This is a genomic window from Methylobacterium sp. 275MFSha3.1, assembly GCF_900108435.1.
Classification (GTDB): domain Bacteria; phylum Pseudomonadota; class Alphaproteobacteria; order Rhizobiales; family Beijerinckiaceae; genus Methylobacterium.
Genome location: NZ_FNWP01000025.1, coordinates 55,820 through 74,835, shown reverse-complemented (window position 1 = coordinate 74,835; position 19,016 = coordinate 55,820). Strand labels below are relative to the sequence as shown.

At 71.3% G+C, this 19,016-nt stretch carries 15 protein-coding genes; 5 read left to right on the top strand and 10 right to left on the bottom strand.

The window, feature by feature from the left end:
• Positions 1 to 168 precede the first annotated feature (168 nt).
• The 3 genes from nikR to BLW78_RS24935 form a co-directional block, all read right to left on the bottom strand.
• Positions 169 to 600 carry a nickel-responsive transcriptional regulator NikR gene (gene nikR / locus BLW78_RS24945; protein ID WP_091682734.1) on the bottom strand — a complete coding sequence of 144 codons (432 nt, stop codon included), beginning with the start codon at positions 598 to 600 and terminating at the stop codon, positions 169 to 171.
• A 350-nt stretch (positions 601 to 950) separates the two neighbouring features.
• Positions 951 to 2,570 (bottom strand): PepSY-associated TM helix domain-containing protein, encoded by a 1,620-nt coding sequence (locus BLW78_RS24940; RefSeq protein WP_091682732.1) that lies wholly within the window; start codon positions 2,568 to 2,570, stop codon positions 951 to 953.
• Positions 2,571 to 2,580: 10 nt separating this feature from the next.
• Positions 2,581 to 4,938: a TonB-dependent siderophore receptor gene (locus BLW78_RS24935; protein WP_091682731.1), complete on the bottom strand. Its 2,358-nt coding sequence runs from the start codon at positions 4,936 to 4,938 to the stop codon at positions 2,581 to 2,583.
• 323 nt (positions 4,939 to 5,261) lie between these two features.
• Here BLW78_RS24935 and BLW78_RS24930 point away from each other — a divergent pair, with 323 nt between their 5' ends.
• Together BLW78_RS24930 and BLW78_RS24925 are read left to right on the top strand one after the other, a co-directional pair.
• A complete protein-coding gene (locus BLW78_RS24930; protein WP_091682729.1) occupies positions 5,262 to 6,086 on the top strand; it encodes a 2-keto-4-pentenoate hydratase in 825 nt (274 codons plus the stop codon).
• A gap of 101 nt (positions 6,087 to 6,187) precedes the next feature.
• Positions 6,188 to 6,424, top strand: coding sequence for a hypothetical protein (locus tag BLW78_RS24925; RefSeq protein ID WP_056533491.1), 237 nt, complete (start codon positions 6,188 to 6,190; stop codon positions 6,422 to 6,424).
• Positions 6,425 to 6,451: 27 nt separating this feature from the next.
• On the opposite strand, the gene BLW78_RS24920 is transcribed toward BLW78_RS24925, so the two are convergent.
• On the bottom strand, positions 6,452 to 7,159 hold the full coding sequence (locus tag BLW78_RS24920; RefSeq protein WP_091682727.1) for a response regulator: 708 nt from the start codon (positions 7,157 to 7,159) through the stop codon (positions 6,452 to 6,454).
• Positions 7,156 to 7,683: a MarR family winged helix-turn-helix transcriptional regulator gene (locus tag BLW78_RS24915; RefSeq protein ID WP_091682725.1), complete on the bottom strand. Its 528-nt coding sequence runs from the start codon at positions 7,681 to 7,683 to the stop codon at positions 7,156 to 7,158. The genes BLW78_RS24920 and BLW78_RS24915 overlap by 4 nt, the downstream gene beginning before the upstream one ends.
• A 215-nt stretch (positions 7,684 to 7,898) precedes the next feature.
• On the opposite strand from BLW78_RS24915, the gene BLW78_RS24910 reads away from it, so the two are divergent.
• The gene (locus BLW78_RS24910) at positions 7,899 to 9,266 is read left to right on the top strand and encodes an 8-oxoguanine deaminase (protein WP_091682723.1); all 1,368 of its coding nucleotides are present in this window, start codon (positions 7,899 to 7,901) and stop codon (positions 9,264 to 9,266) included.
• Positions 9,267 to 9,420: 154 nt separating this feature from the next.
• Here BLW78_RS24910 and BLW78_RS24905 read toward each other — a convergent pair whose 3' ends face one another.
• The 4 genes from BLW78_RS24905 to BLW78_RS24890 form a co-directional block, all read right to left on the bottom strand.
• Positions 9,421 to 11,094: a formate--tetrahydrofolate ligase gene (locus BLW78_RS24905; protein ID WP_091682722.1), complete on the bottom strand. Its 1,674-nt coding sequence runs from the start codon at positions 11,092 to 11,094 to the stop codon at positions 9,421 to 9,423.
• A 260-nt stretch (positions 11,095 to 11,354) separates the two neighbouring features.
• A complete protein-coding gene (locus BLW78_RS24900; protein ID WP_091682720.1) occupies positions 11,355 to 12,314 on the bottom strand; it encodes an OmpA family protein in 960 nt (319 codons plus the stop codon).
• A gap of 223 nt (positions 12,315 to 12,537) precedes the next feature.
• A complete protein-coding gene (locus BLW78_RS24895) occupies positions 12,538 to 14,406 on the bottom strand; it encodes a tetratricopeptide repeat protein (RefSeq protein WP_020094312.1) in 1,869 nt (622 codons plus the stop codon).
• 278 nt (positions 14,407 to 14,684) lie between these two features.
• Complete coding sequence (locus BLW78_RS24890) at positions 14,685 to 16,358, bottom strand: electron transfer flavoprotein-ubiquinone oxidoreductase (protein ID WP_091682719.1); 1,674 nt, start codon at positions 16,356 to 16,358, stop codon at positions 14,685 to 14,687.
• Positions 16,359 to 16,595: 237 nt separating this feature from the next.
• On the opposite strand from BLW78_RS24890, the gene BLW78_RS24885 reads away from it, so the two are divergent.
• Together BLW78_RS24885 and BLW78_RS24880 are read left to right on the top strand one after the other, a co-directional pair.
• Positions 16,596 to 17,489 (top strand): uracil-DNA glycosylase, encoded by an 894-nt coding sequence (locus BLW78_RS24885; RefSeq protein WP_091682717.1) that lies wholly within the window; start codon positions 16,596 to 16,598, stop codon positions 17,487 to 17,489.
• Between the two features lie 155 nt (positions 17,490 to 17,644).
• The gene (locus BLW78_RS24880; protein WP_056533500.1) at positions 17,645 to 18,556 is read left to right on the top strand and encodes a KPN_02809 family neutral zinc metallopeptidase; all 912 of its coding nucleotides are present in this window, start codon (positions 17,645 to 17,647) and stop codon (positions 18,554 to 18,556) included.
• A gap of 147 nt (positions 18,557 to 18,703) precedes the next feature.
• Here the strand turns inward: BLW78_RS24880 and BLW78_RS24875 are convergent, their stop codons facing one another.
• The gene (locus BLW78_RS24875; RefSeq protein WP_020094308.1) at positions 18,704 to 18,964 is read right to left on the bottom strand and encodes a hypothetical protein; all 261 of its coding nucleotides are present in this window, start codon (positions 18,962 to 18,964) and stop codon (positions 18,704 to 18,706) included.
• Positions 18,965 to 19,016 lie beyond the last annotated feature (52 nt).

Below are 19,016 nucleotides of genomic sequence, written 5' to 3'. Positions count from 1 at the left end.
ACGGGAAGTCGGGCGGGACACCGGCAGACCGGGCGAGGCGTGGCGATCCCCGGACTCTCGCACGCCGCCCGTATGATAAACATACGAAAAAATCATACGGGCAGATTAGGCCGGCCGTGTTGCGCGTGAGGCGCTGGATCGCGGGCGGGGGGGCCTCACGCCGGGCCGTCATCGCCGTGGCCCGGATGCGTGGGCGTCGTCACCCTCCGGGATGAGGTGCAGGTGACCGTAGCGGACGCCGCGCTGCGTAACGACGGCGTCGGCGTAGCTCTGCATCCGGGCCACCGGCCCGCGCAGGACCGCCACCTCGAGGCACGCGTCGTGGGTCAGGTGCACGTGCAGGCTGGCGATCGAGACGCCGTGCTCATGCCCCTCGCCGGTCAGCCGGCGGGCCAGGTCGCGGGTGCCGTGGCTGTAGACGTAGCTCAGGGCCCCGTAGCAGGCCGCCGATCCGCCGGTCTCCGCGGCGCGGGCCGGCGCCAGGGCGTCGCGGACGATGTCGCGCACCGCCTCCGAGCGGCTGCCGTAGCCGCGCCGTGCGCAGAGGTCGTCGACCGCCGTCAGCAGGGCGTCGTCGATGGTGATGGTGATGCGCTGCATGCCCGTCCTGCCGCTCCCGGGGCCTTCTGGTACGGGGACGCGGGGCCCGTGAACAGCCGCAGGGCCCGCATCGCCCGGCGCGGCAGAAAAAGAGCCCCGAGGGCCGCGCCTCGAGGCTCAAGTTCTGGGTCTCGGGGACATGTCCAGCGTGCGCTTGGGATGGACCGCGCTGGAACGCCTGGGCCGAAGGATCAAGGGCGTGAAAATCGACGACACAGGCGCGACCGGCTGGCATGCCGGCCGAACCATTCTGCACAGATACAGTCGACGCGCATCCGATATATGTCAGGCTTCGGGAGTTATTTTGAATTAATTCGCCGCACTGGGTTCAATATACCAGTTCAATTTTATCATATCGGCTCCCGATCTCCCGGTACCGGCATACCGGGCCGGGCCTGGTCCCGCCGCGCGTGCCCCGCGATCGAGAGCCCGGCGGCCTTCGCGGGGCCGCGGGACGCTCCGCCGCGCCGCGCGATCGTGCGGACCGCGAGCAGGATGAGGGCGGCGAGGGCCAGCATCGCGCCGTCGAAGGCGAGGAAGACCGGCTCGACCGGCGCGTCGCCGCCGAGCCGGAGCGCGACGAGGCGCCCGACATCCGCGGCCGCGACGGCGCCGTACAACGCGGCCGCCGCCGTCAGCGTCTCCGGCCAGACCCGCCCGGCCGGGCGCAGGAGCGCCGCCACGGCGACGAGCAGCCAGACGGCGAAGAAGGCCCCGACCTCCCACTCCGCCCGCGCGGGCAGCGCGGCGGGGAGCAGCCGGTTGGCAAGGAAATAGGCGGCGACGGCCGCGGGCAGGCCGGCGATCGTCGCGACGTTCAGGCCCTGGACGAGGCGCAGGCCGAAGCCCCGGGGCGCGTCCCCCTTGGGCAGGCGCGCCACCGCCCAGAGCAGCAGCCCGGTCGCCACCATGGCGCTGCCGGCGAGGCCGCACAGGAAGAACAGCACCCGCAGGGTCGGGCCGGCGAAGTGCGCCTCGTGCAGGCCGACCATCGCGGTGAACGTCTTGGTCGCCGGCCGCAGGCCGCCCGCGCGCACCTCAAGGACCGCGCCCGTCACGCCGTCGAAGGCGATCTGCGGGTGCTCGTGGGAGAGGCCGTGCGGCTCCTCGAACACCGCCACCACGGTGGCGCGCGCGTCCGCCGGGTTGACCACCGTGATCCGCTCCAGGGGTTCCGGCCGCATCGCCAGGGCGCGGACCACCAGCGGCCCGACCGGCACGAGCGTGCCGGGCTGGCCGGCGGGCGAGCGCGGCGCGGTGATCTGGCCGGACTCGGCGAAGTAGCGCTGGCTGTCGCCGCGATAGGCCGTGTTCAGGCCCCAGGGCACGTACATCACCATGAGGGTGGCGAGCCCGGTATAGGTGATCATCAGGTGGAACGGCAGGGCGAGCACGCCCGTGACGTTGTGCGCGTCGAGCCAGCCCCGCTGGGCGGACTTGTCCCGGCGGAAGGTGAAGAAGTCGGCGAAGATGCGCCGGTGGGTGACGATCCCCGAGATCAGCGCCACCAGCATGATCATCGCGCAGGCGCCGACGATCCAGCGGCCCCAGAGCGGCGGCAGGTTCAGCTCGAAGTGGAAGCGGTAGAGGAAGTCACCGCCGCGCGTCGCCCGCACCGCCGCCGGCGCGCCGCTGTCGGGATCCAGGAGGACGTGGCCGGGCGGCCGGCCCGGGCCCGTCCGCCAGAACAGCTCCAGCACCGGCCGGTCCGGCCGCGGCAGCGCGAGGAACCACGTCCGCGCGCCGCCCGCATGGGCCTGCAGGTGGGCGACGCCGCGCTCGGCCGCCGCCGCGAGCTCCGCCGGCCCGAAGGTCCGGTCGGTGCGGAGCTCGGGCCGCATCCACTGCGAGATCTCGGGCCGGTAGTAGCTCGCCGTGCCCGTCACGAAGACGGCGAACAGCACCCAGCCGACGACGAGGCCCGACCAGGCGTGGAGCCACGCCATCGACTGCCGGAAGGTCTTGCCCACGGCGGCCGCCTCACCAGCGGTAGCGCAGGGTCGCGTAGACCGTGCGCGGCAGGCCGTAATAGCAGCCCGAGTAGGTGAAGCAGCCGGTCACGTAGCGCTCGTCGAGCAGGTTCTGCACGTTGATCTGCGCGCTGAGGCCGGCGAGCCGCGGGTCGAGGTGCTTCATGTCGTAGGAGGCGACGGCGTCGACCAGCACGCTCTCGGGCACCTGGAACGTGTTGGCGGGATCGCCCCAGGACGGGCCGAGGTAGCGCACGCCGCCGCCGAGGCCGAGGCCGATGAGCGGGCCGTCGGTGAAGCGGTAGTCGACGAACAGCGAGGCCGTCGTGTCCGGCACCTGCACCGGCCGCAGCCCCTGGAGCGGCACCTGCCGGCGGGTCAGGTCGTTCGTGGTGAAGCCGGTGTCGCGGACGTTGCGGATGTCGAGGAGCGAGAAGCCGCCGATCAGGCTGAGGCCCTCGGCGAGGGTGGCCCGCGCCTCGAACTCGACACCCTGCACGCCGACCTCGCCGGTCTGCACGACGAAGCCGGGATTGACCGGGTCGGTGGTGGTGGCGTTCGAGCGGCGGATGTCGAAGAACGCGGTGGTCAGCAGGATGTCGGTGCCGGGCGGCTGGTACTTGATGCCGGCCTCGTACTGGTTGCTGGCGATCGGGACGGGGATGCGCCCGGCCGAGCCGAAGGCCGCGTCGAAGATCCGCCCGTTGACGATCGGCTCGAACGCCTCGCTGTAGGAGACGTACGGGGCGACGCCGCTGTCGAACAGGTAGAGCAGGCTGGCGCGGCCGGTGAAGGCCTCGGCCGGGACGTCCTGGATGGTCAGCCCGTTCGGCGCGAAGGTGCGGGTCGGGCCGGTCTGCCGGGCGGTGTCGTAGCGGCCGCCGAGCGTCAGGATGAAGCGGTCGAACTTCGCCTGATCCTGGAAGTACACGCCGGTCTGCTGCGCGTCGATCCGCGAGGTCGACGTGAAGGCGGGGAACCGGATCGGCAGGTCGTGGTCGGGGGCGAGGGCGTTCAGGCTCGTCGTCGCCGGGAACGGGCCGGTGACGGACCGCGTGCTGAAGGTCCGGTGGTCGACGCCGAGCAGCGCCGTGTGGGCGATCGGGCCGGTGTCGAAATCGGCGATGAAGTTGTTGTCCATCGTGTAGGCTTCGATGTCGACCTGGGTGCCGCCGACCGACCGGCCGATGATCGGGCCGCTCGTGTACGGGCCGTTGACGTCGCCGAAGGTCGTGAACACGCTGCGGTAGTCGCCGTTCGAGCGCAGATAGCGGCCGGCCGAGTGGAAGCGCAGGTTCTCGGTGATCCGGTGGTCGAACAGGTACTCGACGGAGGCCTGCGTGCGGTCGGAGCGCTCGATGGTGCGGTCGCCGTCGTAGAAGTTCACCGGCAGCCGGCCGAAGACGCCGCTGCCGAAATTGCGCGGGAACACCGTGCCGACGGCCGGGAAGCCGCCGTAGAAGCCCGAGAACGGGTCGCGCTGGTAGTTGGCGATGACCGTGAGCGAGGTGTCGGCGGAGGGCCGCCACGTGAGGCTCGGGTTGATGAAGGCGCGCTCGACCTTGGTGGTCACGGCCGGGCCGTCGCCGTTCCAGCCGAGGCCGATGACCCGGTAGGCGAACTGGTCGGCGAGACCCGGGATGTCGGACGCGATCGGGCCGCCGACGTCGAAGCCGCCGCGGACCTCGCTGAAGCCGCCGCCCTGGACGAAGATCTCGCCGTGGCGGACGAATTGCGGGACCTTCGAGACGAGGTTGACGAGGCCGCCCGGACCGGACTGCCCGTAGAGGACCGAGGCCGGCCCCTTGATGATGTCGACCCGCTCCAGGCGGTAGGGATCGACGCTGGGGAAGGCGTCGCGGTTACCGGGCAGCGCCATGTTGTCGAGGAAGATCGGCGCGGTGAAGCCGCGGATGTAGAACTGCTCCAGGCGCGTCGAGCCGGCGCCGCCCCGCTGCTCGGTGGTGACGCTCGGCGTGAAGCGCAGCGCCTGGTTGATGGTCAGGGCGTTCTGATCCTCGATCTGCTGGCGCCCGATGACCGACACCGACTGCGCCGTCTCCAGGATCGGCGTGTCGGTCTTCGTGCCGACTGTGCTGCGGCTGGCGACGTAGCCGGGCACCGGCCCGGTCGCCCCGCCGCGCCCGTACAGATCGCTGTTCAGGCTGCGCGCGCGCGCCTCGCCGCTCACGCTGAGTTCGGACAGCTCGATCTCCGTGGCGGGCGCCGGCTGGACGGGCGCGGGCTGGGCGAGCGCGGCCGCCCCGAGCGTGAGTATAGATGTCGACGATACAAACCCGATTCGGAGCAGCCTCTCCGCGCGATCAAACGCGCGCGACGCGGCCCGGTCACTGACATATCTCGACATTGTACCGACTCTAAACAGGAATTACTGGGCGAAGATACGCGCCGATGCCCAGCTATCACGGATCCGTGAGCAGTATGTGCCTCTGATGACACATCTTTAAGAAACGTATTTTGGTATTCCTCTAATGAAAATATGCTGCGGGCGGCCTGGCGGGAGCGAACGCCCCGGGCGCGCGCTCCCCGCGGGGGACGGGCCGGCGAGCGTCGGCGGCGCAGCGACAGAGCGCGCGTTCCCGGCGACGGTCACCTCGGGTAAGATCGGCCGGCCGCGATCGAGGCGGCCCGGCGCGGGTGCCGCCCCGTCGGCCCTCACGCCGTGCGCCGATGACCGAGCCGATCTCCGCCGCGGCCCATGCCCGCACGATCCTCTCCGCGCACGAGCATCGCCGCCCGATCGCGCCGCTGACCGACTGGGATCCGGCCCTCGACCTGCCGGCGGCCTACCGGGTGGCCGAGGCGGTCCGGGTCCTGCGCGGGGAGCGCGGCGAGCGGCCGGTCGGCTACAAGATCGGCTTCACCAATACGACCCTGTGGGAGCGCTACGGCGTCCGCGCGCCGATCTGGGGGCACGTCTACGACACGACCCTGCGCGACCGGGCCGCCCTGTCGGGTCCGGTGCCGCTCGCCGCCTTCGTCGAGCCGCGGATCGAGCCGGAGATCGTGTTCGGGCTGGCGCGCGCGCCCGAGCCCGGCATGGATGCCGCGGCGCTGATCGCCTGCCTCGACTGGGCGGCGAGCGGCTTCGAGATCGTGCAGTCGCTCTATCCGGGCTGGCGCTTCGCGGCGCCCGACACCGTCGCGGCCTTCGGCCTGCACGGGCTGCTGGTGGTGGGCGAGCGGGTGCGGATCGCCGCGGACGCGCGATCGGCCTGGCTCGGCGAACTCGCCGGCTTCACCGTCGAGCTGCTGCGGGACGGGGCCGTCGCGGACCGGGGCGGCGGCGGCTGCGTGCTCGGGACGGGGCCGCTCGCGGCCCTGGCCCACCTCGTCGATGCGTTGGCTAACGATCCGGTGGCCCCACCGCTCGCGGCCGGGACTGTCGTCACGACGGGCACGCTGACGGACGCGCTGCCCGTCGCCTCCGGTCAGCGCTGGCGCACGCGCCTCGACGGGCTGCGGCTTCCCGGCATCGACCTTGCCCTGATCTGAGAGACCCGGCACGGGTTATCGGGCCGGGTGCGTGCAGTTTCCCGGCCGGCTCCGGGTCTCAGGCATTGGTGATGGTTAGCCGACATGCCAAATGCTGGACCATGCCTGGACGCCCGCGGCGACGCCACACGACCTTCCTCGTCTCCGTCACCGCGGAGGGCGCCGGCGCGGCGCCCGGCGCCACGGTTTACGCAGTGATGAAGCCCAGCGCCGAGGAGGCGCTGGAGGCCGTCCGCGCCCTCGCCGGCCCCTCGGCCAGCCTCGCGATCGTGGGGAGCCTGTCCACCCGGATCGCCAAGGCCCTCAAGCTGAAGCCCGACACGCCGCGGGTGGTCTGAGCCGCCCGGCGGCGGCCCGCGGGCGGCTCAATCCACCGCGAGCCGGTAGCCGACGCCCCGCACGGTCTGCAGGAAGACCGGGTTGGCGGGATCGACCTCGGTCTTGCGACGCAGGCGGTTGATCTGCACGTCGACGGTGCGCTCCGCCGCCGCGCCGCCCGGACCGGCGAGCTGCTCGCGCTCGACATTGGCGCCGCCCGCCGTCGCCAGGATCGTCAGGATCTCGCGCTCGCGCTCGGTGATGCGGATCAGCTCGTCGTCCCGGCGCAGCTCGCCCCGGTCGATCCGGAACGCGAACGGCCCGAAGGTCACGGCCTCGGCGGAGGCCGCGCGGGGCCGCGCGCTGCGCTTGATGATGTTGTTGAGCCGCAGCGTCAGTTCCCGCGGCTCGAACGGCTTCGGAAGGTAATCGTCCGCGCCGATCTCCAGCCCCATCACCCGGTCGTTCGGGTTGGAGCGGGCCGTGAGCATCAGGATCGGCACGCGCGAGGTCTCGCGGACGCTGCGCGCGTAGTCGAAGCCGTTCTCGCCGGGCATCATCACGTCGAGCACCATGGCGTCGAACACGACGCTCTGGGCCCGGGCGCGCGCCTCCGCGGCGCTCGCCGCCGCGGTGACCCGGAAGCCCTGGTCGGTGAGGTAGCGGGCGAGCAATTCGCGCAGGCGGCGGTCGTCGTCGACCACGAGGACGTGGGGCGCCTCGTCGGGCAGGTCGGACCGGGCGGCGTGGCTCACGCGGGCTCCTCCGCGTCGAGGCGCCCCTCGGCCCCGCCCCCGCGCCGCGCCATCAGGCGCTGGACCGCCGGCCGGTCCTCCGGCTCGATCATCGCCATCAGGAAGTCCTCCGGGGAGCCCCGGGCATCCGGCGCCGCGAGCGCCCGGGCGAGGCGGCGGGCCTGGACCCGCGTCAGGTCGGCCGCGAGCCCGGCGCCGGCCTCGGTGCAGTACAGGAGACGCTGGCGCCGGTCGCTGGAACCGGGCTTCTGCGCGACGTAGCCCTGCCCGATCAGGTCCTTGAGCACCCGGTTCAGGCTCTGCTTGGTGATGCGCAGGATGTCGAGGAGCTCGGCGATCGTCAGGCCCGGGTACCGGTCGACGAAGTGCAGCACCCGGTGGTGGGCGCGGCCGAACCCGTAATCGGCCAGGATCCTGTCCGGATCGCCGACGAAGTCCCGGTAGGCGAAGAACAGGAGCTCGATCAGGTCGTCGCTGCCGAGGGCGGCCGGCGCGGCGCCCGGGACGGGTTTCGGCGCGAACATCTCCTCGCGCGGGGCTGTCCGTGTCACGGCGCGGCCGCTCCCAACGGGTGATAGGTCAGTCCCCATGACGTTTCTCAAGGCGGCCGGGGCCCGTCAACCCTGGCCGGGGCGGCCGGGGCGCCGACCGCCCCGGATCCTCAAGCGTGTACCCGCGGGATTGCCCCCGGTCCGACGCCTCCGCTACGCAGGCCCTCGGGCGACGGGAGCGGACGCGCATGGCCGAGGCAGGGGAACCGGGATCGGGACGCCTCTGGATCCGCGACCCGCGCGCCGTCCTGGCCGAGGGCGCCGGCGGCGGGATCGTGGTGGCGGGCACCCGGATCGTCGAGTGCGTGCCGGCGGGCGCGCGGCCCGCCGCGCCCGTGGACGCGACCTTCGACGCGTCGCGCCACGTGGTCATCCCGGGGCTGATCAACACCCACCACCACGCCTTCCAGACGCTGACCCGCGCCCATCCGCTGGCGCTCAACAAGCCGCTCTTCCCCTGGCTGGAGGCGCTCTACACGGTCTGGGGGCGGATCACCCCGGAGGCGTTCCGGCTCGCCACGCGGGTCGCCTTCACCGAGCTGCTGCTCTCGGGCTGCACCACGGCGGGCGACCACCACTACCTGTTCCCGAAGGGCCTCGAGGCGTCGATGGACATCCAGGTCGCGGAGGCCCGCGACCTCGGGATCCGGGCCGCGCTCACCCGCGGCTCCCTGAGCTTGTCCGACCGGGCGGGCGGCCTGTCGCCCGCGGCCCTGACCCAGGACGACGACGCGATCCTCTCGGACTGCGAGCGGGTGCTGAACCTGTTCCACGATCCCGCCCCCGGGGCGATGGTGCAGATCGCCCTCGCCCCCTGCTCGCCCTTCTCGGTGACCGAGCGCCTGATGCGCGCGAGCGCGGAGCTCGCCGCCCGCAGCGGGTGCCGGCTGCACACCCATCTCGGCGAGACGCGCGACGAGGAGGCCTATTGCCAGCAGATGTTCGGCTGCCGCCCGGTGGAGTACCTCGAAGAGGTCGGCTGGCTGAGCGACCGGGTCTGGCTCGCGCACGGCATCCACCTCACCGATGCCGAGGTCGCGCGGCTCGGCGCGGCCGGCGTCGGTGTCTGTCACTGCCCGACCTCGAACATGACCCTGGCCTCGGGCCGCTGCCGCACCTGCGAGCTGGAGGCGGCGGGCGCGCCCGTCGGCCTCGGCGTCGACGGCTCGGCCTCGAACGACAGCTCGAACCTGATGGAGGGGGTGCGCCACGCCCTCATGATCAACCGGCTCACCTACGGGGCGGAGGCCGTGACGCATCTCGACGCCCTGCGCTGGGCGACCGAGGGCTCGGCCGCCTGCCTCGGCCGCTCCGATATCGGCCGGATCGCGCCGGGCCGCGAGGCGGACCTCGCCCTGTTCACCCTGGACGAGCTGCGCTTCTCCGGTGCCCACGACCCGCTGGCGGCGCTCGTCCTGTGCGGCGCCACCCGGGCCGACCGGGTGATGGTCGCGGGGCGCTGGCGGGTGATCGACGGGCAGCCGCTCGGAGTCGATACCGGGATGCTGCGCGAGGCGCATTCCCGGCTGGCAGTGGACTTGTTCGGGGACGCGTAGGGGCGGCCCCTGATCCGACCCGCTCCGTCATCGCGAGCGCAGCGACCCAGGGCAGCGCGCGATCTCCGGATGCGGTGTGTCCCTGGATTGCTTCGCTCCGCTCGCAACGACGAACGGCGGGGCCCGCCCGTGGGCGAGCCCCGCGCGACGTTTCTCAGAACAGCCCGTCGATCTGCCCGTTGGCGTCGAGCCGGATCGTGTCGGCGGCCGGCACCCGGGGCAGGCCCGGCATGGTCATGATCTCCCCGCAGATCGCCACCACGAAGCCCGCGCCGGCCGAGAGCCGCACGTCGCGCACGCCGACGATGTGGCCCTCGGGGGCGCCCATCAGGGTCGGGTCGGTGGAGAACGAGTACTGGGTCTTGGCCATGCAGATCGGCAGGTGGCCGTAGCCGTCCTTCTCGAAGGTGGCGAGCTTGCCGGCGGCCTTGGTCTCGATCTGGATGTCGGCGGCGCCGTACAGCTTGGTGGCGATCGCCCGGATCTTGTCGGTGAGCCGGCTCTCGGTCTCGTAGGCGTGGCGGATCGGCGCCGGCTCGGCCTGGCTGAGCTTGACCACCGCGCGGGCGAGTTCCTCGGCCCCGGCACCGCCCTCGGCCCAGTGGCGGCAGGTGATCGCCTCCACGTCGAGCCGCTCGCGGCACAGGTCCTTGAGCTTGGCGTGCTCGGCGTCGGTGTCGGCGTGGAAGTGGTTGACGCCGACCACCACCGGCAGGCCGAAGCCGCGCAGGTTGGTGACGTGACGGGCGAGATTGGCGAAACCCTTCTCCAGGGCATCGATGTTCTCGGACCCGAGGTTCTTCTTGTCGACGCCGCCGTGCATCTTGAGGGCTCGGACCGTCGCCACCACCACCACGGCCGAGGGGGTCAGGCCCGCCTGCCGGCACTTGATGTCCAGGAACTTCTCGGCGCCGAGATCGGCGCCGAAGCCGGCCTCCGTCACCGTGTAGTCGGCGAGCCGCAGGCCGGCCCGCGTGGCGATCACCGAGTTGCAGCCGTGGGCGATGTTGGCGAAGGGGCCGCCGTGGATCAGCGCCGGGTTGCCCTCGAGGGTCTGCACGAGGTTCGGCTGCAGGGCGTCCTTGAGCAGCACCGTCATGGCGCCGGTGGCCTTCACGTCCTTGAGGGTGACGAGCTTGCGGTCGCGGGTCTCGGCGATGACGATCCGGCCGAGGCGCTCCTCCAGGTCGGCGAGGTCACGCGCGAGGCAGAACACCGCCATCACCTCGGAGGCCACCGTGATGTCGAACCCGTCCTCGCGGGGGAATCCGTTGGCGACGCCGCCGAGCGACTGGTTGATCGCGCGCAGGGCCCGGTCGTTCATGTCGACGACCCGGCGCCAGTGGATGCGGCGGACGTCGATATTGAGCTCGTTCGCCCAGTAGACGTGGTTGTCGATCAGCGCGGCCGCGAGGCTGTGGGCCGACGTGATGGCGTGGAAGTCGCCGGTGAAGTGCAGGTTGATCTGCTCCATCGGCACGACCTGCGCCTTGCCGCCGCCGGCTGCGCCGCCCTTCATGCCGAAGCACGGCCCGAGCGAGGGCTCGCGCAGGCAGATCATGGTCTTCTCGCCGATGCGGTTCAGGGCGTCGCCCAGGCCCACCGTGGTGGTGGTCTTGCCCTCGCCCGCGGGCGTCGGGGAGATCGCGGTGACCAGCACGAGCTTGCCGGCCTTCCGGCTCTCCAGCCCGGCGATGTAGCCGTGGTCGATCTTGGCGATGTGCTTGCCGTAATTGTGGAGCGCGTCATCCGGGATGCCGAGCTTCTCGGCGACCTGCGCGATCGGCTTCAGGGTCGCGGCGCGGGCGATCTCGATGTCTGACGGCATGGGCCTTCCTCCCTGGGTCGCGGGCACGTGCCCGCCCGCCGGCTCTTGCCGTGCGAATCTCCTGCCGGGCGGGACGCGGCGTGGCCGCCCGCGAACGGCCACGCACTGTGCGTCAAAGCTCGCGAAAATGCGCGTCGATTTTTATGAGCTGGCGGACAAAATACTCTTGTCGATCGCGCTGTCCCCCGCTCCGACGCCGGAGCGCTACCGGATGGTCCGTCCGAGCCCGGCCGCCGGGGGTCTTCGCGCGCCCGCGCCGCTCAGAACTTGACCAGCTCGACGCGCCGGTTCTGCGCCCGCCCCGCCTCGCTGTCGTCGGCGGCGACCGGGCTGGCGGCGCCGAAGCCCTTGGCCTTCAGCCGGTCCTTCGCGATTCCGGCGCCGACGAGCCTCGCCATGACCGCTCTGGCACGGCCGTCGGACAGGGCCTGGTTGTGCGCGGCGGCCCCGGTCCCGTCCGTGTAGCCGTTGATCGCGAGCCGCAGGCCGGGATCCGTCCGGAGCAGGGCCGCCACCGCGTCGATCTGCGGGGCGGAGGCCGGCAGGATCTCGGTCCTGTCGGTGGCGAAGTTGACCTGGATCACCGCCTTCCCGGTCTTGTCGAGAGCCTGCTTCAGCCGCTCGGCGGGCAGGAGGGCGGCGGTCTGCACGAACGGCTTCGTCTCGAGGATCGTCCAGGCCGCGGTGAAGCTGTCGGGCACGAAATGCACCCAGATCTGCCGGTCCGGCCGGCGGATCACCCAGGTCTGGGCGGGCACGTTGTAGACGTCGCCCAGGCCCTCATACATCCCGATCCGGATCTCCTCCGGCAGAGTCTCCGTCACGGAGTTGGGGATCCGGCCGTCGGCGATCTTCCGGCCGCCGGCCTGCGTCAGCACGGCCTCGATGTTCTTCTTCAGCTCGTAGGCGGAGTAGGTCTTGCCGTCCTTGGGACCGATCAGGGACTGGAAGACCTTGCCTTCGACCTCGTGGAGCGCTGCGCCGGTCCAGAACAGGAAATGCCCGAATTCCCGCGTCTCGGGCGGGTTCACCGGCTGGTAGCCGTCGGGCAGCGCGAAGTAGGGAAAGCGACCGAGCGGCGCGTCCGAGACGGGAACGGAATCGAGCGCGAAGGACTTCGGCGCCGCCGCCGCGTCCTGCGCCCGCGCGGGATAGGCCCCGATCCCGGACGCCGCGCAGGCGAGGGCCAGCAGGACACAGACAGGCTTCAGCGCTCTCACGTCGCACTCCGGAACGTTGCGGAGGCGCGACGATAGCGGGCGCGGATCGGTGGGCAATTAGGTCGCTCGACCTACGGCCTCCGGGCCGCAGCGCGGGCGCCCGAAGCCGCGACAGGGCGGCGGGCGCGGGCCGGATCTCGCGGCCTCGCGTCCCGAAATGGCCCGCGCATCGTCGGGACGGCGCGGCAGCCGCACCGCCCCGAGGCGGGACTTGGCGGGAGGCCTAGCCCCCCGACTTCTTGGCCTTGTCGGCGGAGCCCGGCGCCTCGTGCGGCTGGGGAGCGCCCTTCGGGAGTTCCGGGTTGTCGGGATTGTGCGGGGCGGCGACCGGGGCCGGCACCGTCTCGGCGGTGGCGGTGGGCTTCTCGATGTCGGGCAGCCCGTCCTTCAACTTCGCGTTGATCTGGGTGAGGTCGTCCGGCTCGGGGTTCAGGTCCTTGGCGTGCTGCCACTGGAACTTGCCCTCGAGGCGCCGGCCCGAGCGCCAGTAGGCGTCGCCGAGGTGGTCGTTAATGGTCGGATCGCCGGGCTTCAGCTCGACCGCCTTCTCCAGCTCGCGCACCGCGTCGTCCCAGCGGCCGAGGCGGTAATAGGCCCAGCCGAGGCTGTCGACGATCATGCCGTCCCGCGGGCTCGCGTCGGCGGCCTGCTGCAGCAGCTTGAACGCCTCGTCGATGTTGATGTTCTGGTCGACCCAGGAATAGCCGAGGTAGTTCATCACCTGGGCCTTGGCGGCCGGCTGGTTGGCCGGCACCAGGGACAGGGCCTTCTTCAGGTCGGCCTCGGCCTTCGGCCACTGCTTGGCGCGCTCGTAGGCGGTGCCGCGGAAATAGTAGGTCGTCCAGTAGTTGGATTGCGGCCGGTTCCCGATCAGGTCGATGGCGCGGGTGTAGGTGGCCGCCGCCTCCTCGTACTTCTTGCGGGCGCGCTGCACGTTGCCCAGCGCGGTGATGACGTCGATGTCGTCCGGGTGGGCCTTCATCGCCGCGTCGAGATGGGCCAGCGCCTCGTCGCCCTTGCCCATCTGCTCCAGGTTCAGGCCGATCTGGATGTCGGCGTTGAGCTTGAGCGGGGAATTGGCCGGGATCTGCGCGTAGGCCTCGTTGGCGCGCTCGGGCTGCTTCATCCGGTCGAGCGTGTCGGCGAGCGTCAGCCGGGCCAGCGCGTGGTCGGGGGCGAGGTAGAGGGCGAGCCGCAGGTAGATCACCGCGGGCAGCTCGTCGCCCTGGGTCGAGCCGGCGGAGCCCAGCCCGTACAGCACCTCGGCGGCGCCCTCCTGGGCGGTGCCGATCAGCCGCGTGAGCGGCTTGCCGTCCTTCAGCTTCTCGAGGGCGTCGCGCACCAGCGGGTGGCGCGGCGAGAGCTGGTCGAAGTCGGAATAGGCCTGGATCGCCAGGTCGGTGCGGCCGAGGCTGGCCTCCATGCGGGCGTAGGCGTCGACGATGCGCAGGGTGTTGTGGTCGGCGTCGTAGGCGGCCTTGAGGCGGCGCTCGGCCTCGGCGTTGTCGCCGGTCACCGAGGCGATCAGGCCGGCATGGTAGTCCCGGAAGGTGTTGTAGTAGCGCTCGCCCCGGAGCTTGTTGACCGTCTCCAGCGCCTTCTTGCTGTCGCCGGCGCCCGCGTAGGACCAGGCGGTGAGCAGCGTCGCGGTCAGGTCCGTGGCGGCGCCCCGGCCGCTCCGGGAAAAGTTCTGGCGGGCGGCGGCCCACTGGCCGGCCTTGATCTGGCGCACCCCGAGGGAGAGGTTGGCGAGGCCGTTGGTCGGATCGCGGGCGATCAGCTTCTCGGCGGTGCGGAACGCGTCCGGCAGGGCGCCGTCAGCCAGCAGTGAGATGAAGGCGCGCTCGACGAGTTCCGCGTTGCGCGGGTCGGCCTTCACCGCCTCGCGGTAGAAGGTCGCCGCCGCCGCCGTGTCCCGCGACGCGCCCGCGATGTAGGCGGAGAGGAAGTTGCCCTCGAGCGAGTCCGCGGGCTCGTAGTCGAGCACCGGGGTCGATTCCTTCGGCTGCGCGGCGAGCACGGTCTGCGGGAGCCCGGCGGCGAGCAGCAGGGCGAGCGCCGAAACGCTCCGGCGGGCGCGTGTCATCATCATGAACCGATCGCGGCTCCTGGGCGCCGGCCCGTCGGGGGCCGGGCGCGAGAATGGCGGGGCATCCCCGAAAAAACGTTGGGGACACTGAACCCATCCCGCCAGCCCCGCAAGGCGAAAGGATGGCGCGGGGGTTGAGCCGGGTTGGTCGGCCGTCCCGTCATCGCGAGCGCAGCGAAGCGACCCAGGGCGGCGGGACGTCTGCCCACGGAGCGGTTCACTGGATTGCTTCGTTGCGCTCGCAAAGACGTGAGCCTCGGCCCCTCGGCCGAGGGCTGACCTCACATGTTCGGGTAGTTCGGCCCGCCCGGACCCTCCGGCGTCACCCAGTCGATGTTCTGGTTCGGATCCTTGATGTCGCAGGTCTTGCAGTGGACGCAGTTCTGCGCGTTGATCTGGTAGCGCACGCCGTCGCTGGCTGAAGAATCCTCCACCCACTCGTAGACGCCGGCCGGGCAGTAGCGGCCGGACGGGCCGCCGTAGACGTCGTGCTCGGAGCGCTTCTGCAGCTCCAGGTCGCGGACCTTGAGGTGCGGCGGCTGGTCCTCCTCGTGGTTGGTGTTCGAGAGGTAGACCGAGGACAGCCGGTCGAAGGTCAGCTTGCCGTCGGGCTTCGGGTAGACGATCGGCGTCACCTCCGAGAGCGGCTTGAGGCAGGCGTGATCGGGCTTGCCATGGGACAGCGTGCCGAACGGCGAGGCGCCCAGGATGCTGGTCGCCCACATGTCGATCCCGCCCAGCCCGACGCCGACCAGCGTGCCGTACTTGGACCAGAGCGGCTTGACGTTGCGCACCGCCTTGAGGTCCTGGCCGATCGGGCTCTCGCGCCAGCCGGCCTCGTAGGCGGTCAGCTCGTCGCCCGCCCGGCCCGCCTTCAGGGCGTCCGCGATGGCGTCGGCCGCCTGCATGCCGGACAGGATCGCGTTGTGCGAGCCCTTGATCCGCGGCACGTTCACGAACCCCGCCGAGCAGCCGACGAGGCAGCCGCCCGGGAAGACCAGCTTCGGCACGGACTGCCAGCCGCCCTCCATGATGGCCCGCGCGCCGTAGCCGATGCGCTTGGCGCCCTCGAAGGTCTCGGCGATCATCGGGTGGGTCTTGAAGCGCTGGAACTCCTCGAACGGCGACAGGGTCGGATTCTCGTAGTTCAGGTGCGTGACGAAGCCGACCGAGAGCAGGTGGTCGTCGAAGTGGTAGAGCCAGGAGCCGCCGCCGGCCTTGTTGGGCAGGGGCCAGCCCATCGTGTGCTGCACCAGCCCGGGCTCGAACTTGCCGGGCGCGAGCTGCCACAGCTCCTTCACGCCGAGCCCGTACTTGAAATGGTCGCTGTGCCGGTTGAGCGCGAACCGCTGGATCAGACCCTTGGTCAGGTTGCCCCGGGCGCCCTCGCCGAACACGGTGTACTTGCCGCGCAATTCCATGCCGCGGGTGTAGTCGTCCCGCGCTTCACCCGACTTGCCGATGCCGAGATCGCCCGTGGCGATGCCCGCCACCGCGCCGTTCCCGTCGAACAGCACCTCGGAGGCCGGGAAGCCCGGATAGATCTCGACGCCGAGCGCCTCGGCCTGGGCGCCCAGATACTTGCAGGTGTTCGACAGCGAGCCGACGAAGTTGCCGTGGTTCGACATGAGCTTGGGGAAGAACACGTTCGGCAGGGTGATGCCGCTGTTCTTGGTGAGCATCATGAACTCGTCGCGCTGGACCTCGGTCTTGAGCGGCCGCTCGGGATCCTGGCGCCACTCCGGCAGCAGGCGATCCAGGCCGATCGGGTCGATCACCGCCCCCGACAGGATGTGGGCACCGACCTCCGAGCCCTTCTCGACGACGACGACCGAGATCTCCTCGCCGATCTCGGCGGCGCGCTGCTTCAGGCGGATCGCGGTGGCGAGGCCGGCCGGGCCGGCGCCAACCACGACCACGTCGAAATCCATGCTCTCGCGTTCGGGCAGCGCCATCCTCGGGTTCCTTTTCTTGTTCCGGCGCCCGGTTCGTCGCCGGGCCGGCCTTCCTGATGCCGTCTCAAGCGATTCCAAGCTAGAAAGGCAAGTTGCCGACGCTCAAGCTCAAGGCAAAGTTCCCTTTGCCGCAGGGAACGGCGTCACAGCGCTGCGCCGCGCCGCGCTGTTCGGTCACGCAAGTCCTTGCTACCCGGAGCGATTCGGCGAGTTGTCCACAGGCCCCGGCGATCCCACATGCTGAGTCCCATGCCGAGCCCCACCGACGCGCAAGCCGACCTGATCGCCTATCTCGACTTCCACGTGGAGGCCGGGGCCGACGCGGCGCTCGACGAGCAGCCGCACGACCGCTTCAACGAGGCCGACACGCCCGCGCCTACCTTGCGCGCGCCGCGCCGGGCGCTCCCCCGGGCCGCCGAGCAGCCGCCGGTCAGCCCGGTCGCCAACACGCTCGTGCCGCCCCCCGGCTCGGCCCCACCCGCCGCCGCGCCGCGGACCTTCGGCCGCGCCGCCAGCGCCCAGCCCGACGAGGCCGCGAGCGACGCCCGCGCCCGGGCGCGGCAGGCCAAGTCCCTCGACGAGCTCGAGCGGATTCTCGCGGATTTCGACGCCTGCCCGCTGCGCTTCACGGCGAAGAACCTCGTCTTCGCCGACGGCAATCCCGAGGCGCGGGTGATGTTTCTCGGCGAGGCGCCCGGCGCCGACGAGGACCGGATCGGCAAGCCGTTCATGGGCCGCTCAGGCCAGCTCCTCGACAAGATGATGAAGGCGGTCGGGCTCGACCGGACGAGCGCCTATATCGGCAACATCGTGCCCTGGCGGCCGCCGGGCAACCGCAACCCGACCCCCCAGGAGGTGGCCGTGTGCCGGCCCTTCGTGGAGCGCCAGATCGAACTCGTCGACCCGGACATCATCGTCTGCCTCGGCGCGCCCGCGACCCAGACGCTGACCGGCACCAAGGACGGCATCCTGCGGACCCGAGGCCGCCTCTTCCCGTACAAGTTGCCGAACCGCGAGGTGAAGCTGCTCGCCACGCTCCACCCGGCCTTCCTGCTGCGCCAGCCGGTCCAGAAGCGCCTCGCGTGGCGGGACTTCCGGTCCCTGCGCGCCCTCCTCGACGGGAAAGCGTGACCGCGAGCTTGACCGGAGTGACGGAACCGGCTCTCCCCTCCCGCCATTAGAGCTTCGTTCCCGCTGCTGGCGCGCCATCGGCCGGACACGACGACGCACAGCCAATCCCGGCCCGCCCGAGGCGGCCGGCGCAGCACCGATGGCGGGACCCAACCATGCGCTGGGAAGATCTACGCAGCTCCGACAACGTCGAGGATCGCCGGGGCGAGGGCGGCGGCGGTGGCGGCATGGGCTTTCCCGGCGGCGGCGCCGGCGGGCTCGGCATCGGCACCATCGTGGTGCTGCTGATCATCAGCTACTTCACGGGCATCAACCCGGCGATCCTGATCGGCGGCGCCCAGCAGATCGGTGGCGGCGGCCGCAGCCAGCAGGAGCAGGTCGACCCGCAGACCCAGGCCAAGCGGCGCCAGGCCCCGACTGACGACAGCGGCCGGTTCGCGTCCAAGATCCTCGGCAACACCGAGGACGTGTGGAGCCAGATCCTCCCGCAGCAGACCGGCAAGCAGTACACCCCGACAACGCTGGTGCTCTACACCGGCGGCACGCGCTCCGGCTGCGGCTCGGCCCAGGCGGCGATGGGCCCGTTCTACTGCCCGCTGGACAAGAAGGTCTATCTCGACACGGGCTTCTTCAAGGAGATGGCCTCGAAGTTCGGCGTGAAGGGCGACTTCGCCTACGCGTACGTCATCGCCCACGAGGTCGGCCACCACGTCCAGGACGTGCTCGGCATCCTCGGCAAGGTCCAGCAGCGCCAGCAGCAGGCCTCCAGCAAGACCGAGGCGAACGCCCTCTCGGTGCGGATCGAGCTGATGGCCGACTGCCTCGCCGGCGTCTGGGCCAAGAACTCCAATGACAAGTACGCCGAGCTCGAGCAGGGCGACATCGACGAAGCGCTGAACGCCGCCGCGCAGATCGGCGACGACGCGCTCCAGCAGCGCTCGCGGGGCTACGTGGTGCCGGATTCTTTCACCCACGGCTCCTCAGCCCAGCGCCAGCGCTGGTTCATGGCCGGCTACAAGAGCGGCCAGACCAAGTCCTGCGACACGTTCCGGACGGCCAATAACTGAAGGCGGATCGCGGCTTCACGAGCCGCCTCCGTCATCGCGAGCGCAGCGAAGCGACCCAGGGTAACGTGACGTCGCCGGATGTGGCGCCGCTGGATTGCTTCGCTGCGCTCGCACTGACGGCGCGCGGAGATCCGGCGGCCACGCGCCTCACCCCCGGCTCAGCCGCCGGGCGTTGGCCTGGACCTTCCGCCGGTAGCTGCGGATCACCTTGCCGTTCGAGGCGCCTGCGGCGAGCATGAGGGCCGCCTCGCCGGCAGCCAGCATCTTCTCGGTCACCATGAGCTGCGCCTCGGCCTGGGCCGCCGGGCCGCCGAGGGCGAACATCGCCATGCGCTGCGCGATGACGCCCTGCGCCTCCAGCCCCAGCATGGCCATGTCCATGCCCGTCATCCACCAACCGAACAGCATCGCGATCCTCATGTTGCCCAGGGCAACGGCCGAGCCTCATCCCGGGTCCCGG

Excerpts from the sequence above, each read along its gene's own strand:
- BLW78_RS24890 (WP_091682719.1), bottom strand. The coding sequence starts at position 16,358 with ATGGCGCTGCCCGAACGCGAGAGCATGGATTTCGACGTGGTCGTGGTT.
- BLW78_RS24915 (WP_091682725.1), bottom strand. The coding sequence starts at position 7,683 with ATGTTCGCGCCGAAACCCGTCCCGGGCGCCGCGCCGGCCGCCCTCGGC.
- BLW78_RS24895 (WP_020094312.1), bottom strand. The coding sequence starts at position 14,406 with ATGATGATGACACGCGCCCGCCGGAGCGTTTCGGCGCTCGCCCTGCTG.
- nikR (WP_091682734.1), bottom strand. The coding sequence starts at position 600 with ATGCAGCGCATCACCATCACCATCGACGACGCCCTGCTGACGGCGGTC.
- BLW78_RS24930 (WP_091682729.1), top strand. The coding sequence starts at position 5,262 with ATGACCGAGCCGATCTCCGCCGCGGCCCATGCCCGCACGATCCTCTCC.
- BLW78_RS24935 (WP_091682731.1), bottom strand. The coding sequence starts at position 4,938 with ATGTCGAGATATGTCAGTGACCGGGCCGCGTCGCGCGCGTTTGATCGC.
- BLW78_RS24905 (WP_091682722.1), bottom strand. The coding sequence starts at position 11,094 with ATGCCGTCAGACATCGAGATCGCCCGCGCCGCGACCCTGAAGCCGATC.
- BLW78_RS24875 (WP_020094308.1), bottom strand. The coding sequence starts at position 18,964 with ATGCTGTTCGGTTGGTGGATGACGGGCATGGACATGGCCATGCTGGGG.
- BLW78_RS24925 (WP_056533491.1), top strand. The coding sequence starts at position 6,188 with ATGCCTGGACGCCCGCGGCGACGCCACACGACCTTCCTCGTCTCCGTC.
- BLW78_RS24880 (WP_056533500.1), top strand. The coding sequence starts at position 17,645 with ATGCGCTGGGAAGATCTACGCAGCTCCGACAACGTCGAGGATCGCCGG.
- BLW78_RS24885 (WP_091682717.1), top strand. The coding sequence starts at position 16,596 with ATGCTGAGTCCCATGCCGAGCCCCACCGACGCGCAAGCCGACCTGATC.
- BLW78_RS24910 (WP_091682723.1), top strand. The coding sequence starts at position 7,899 with ATGGCCGAGGCAGGGGAACCGGGATCGGGACGCCTCTGGATCCGCGAC.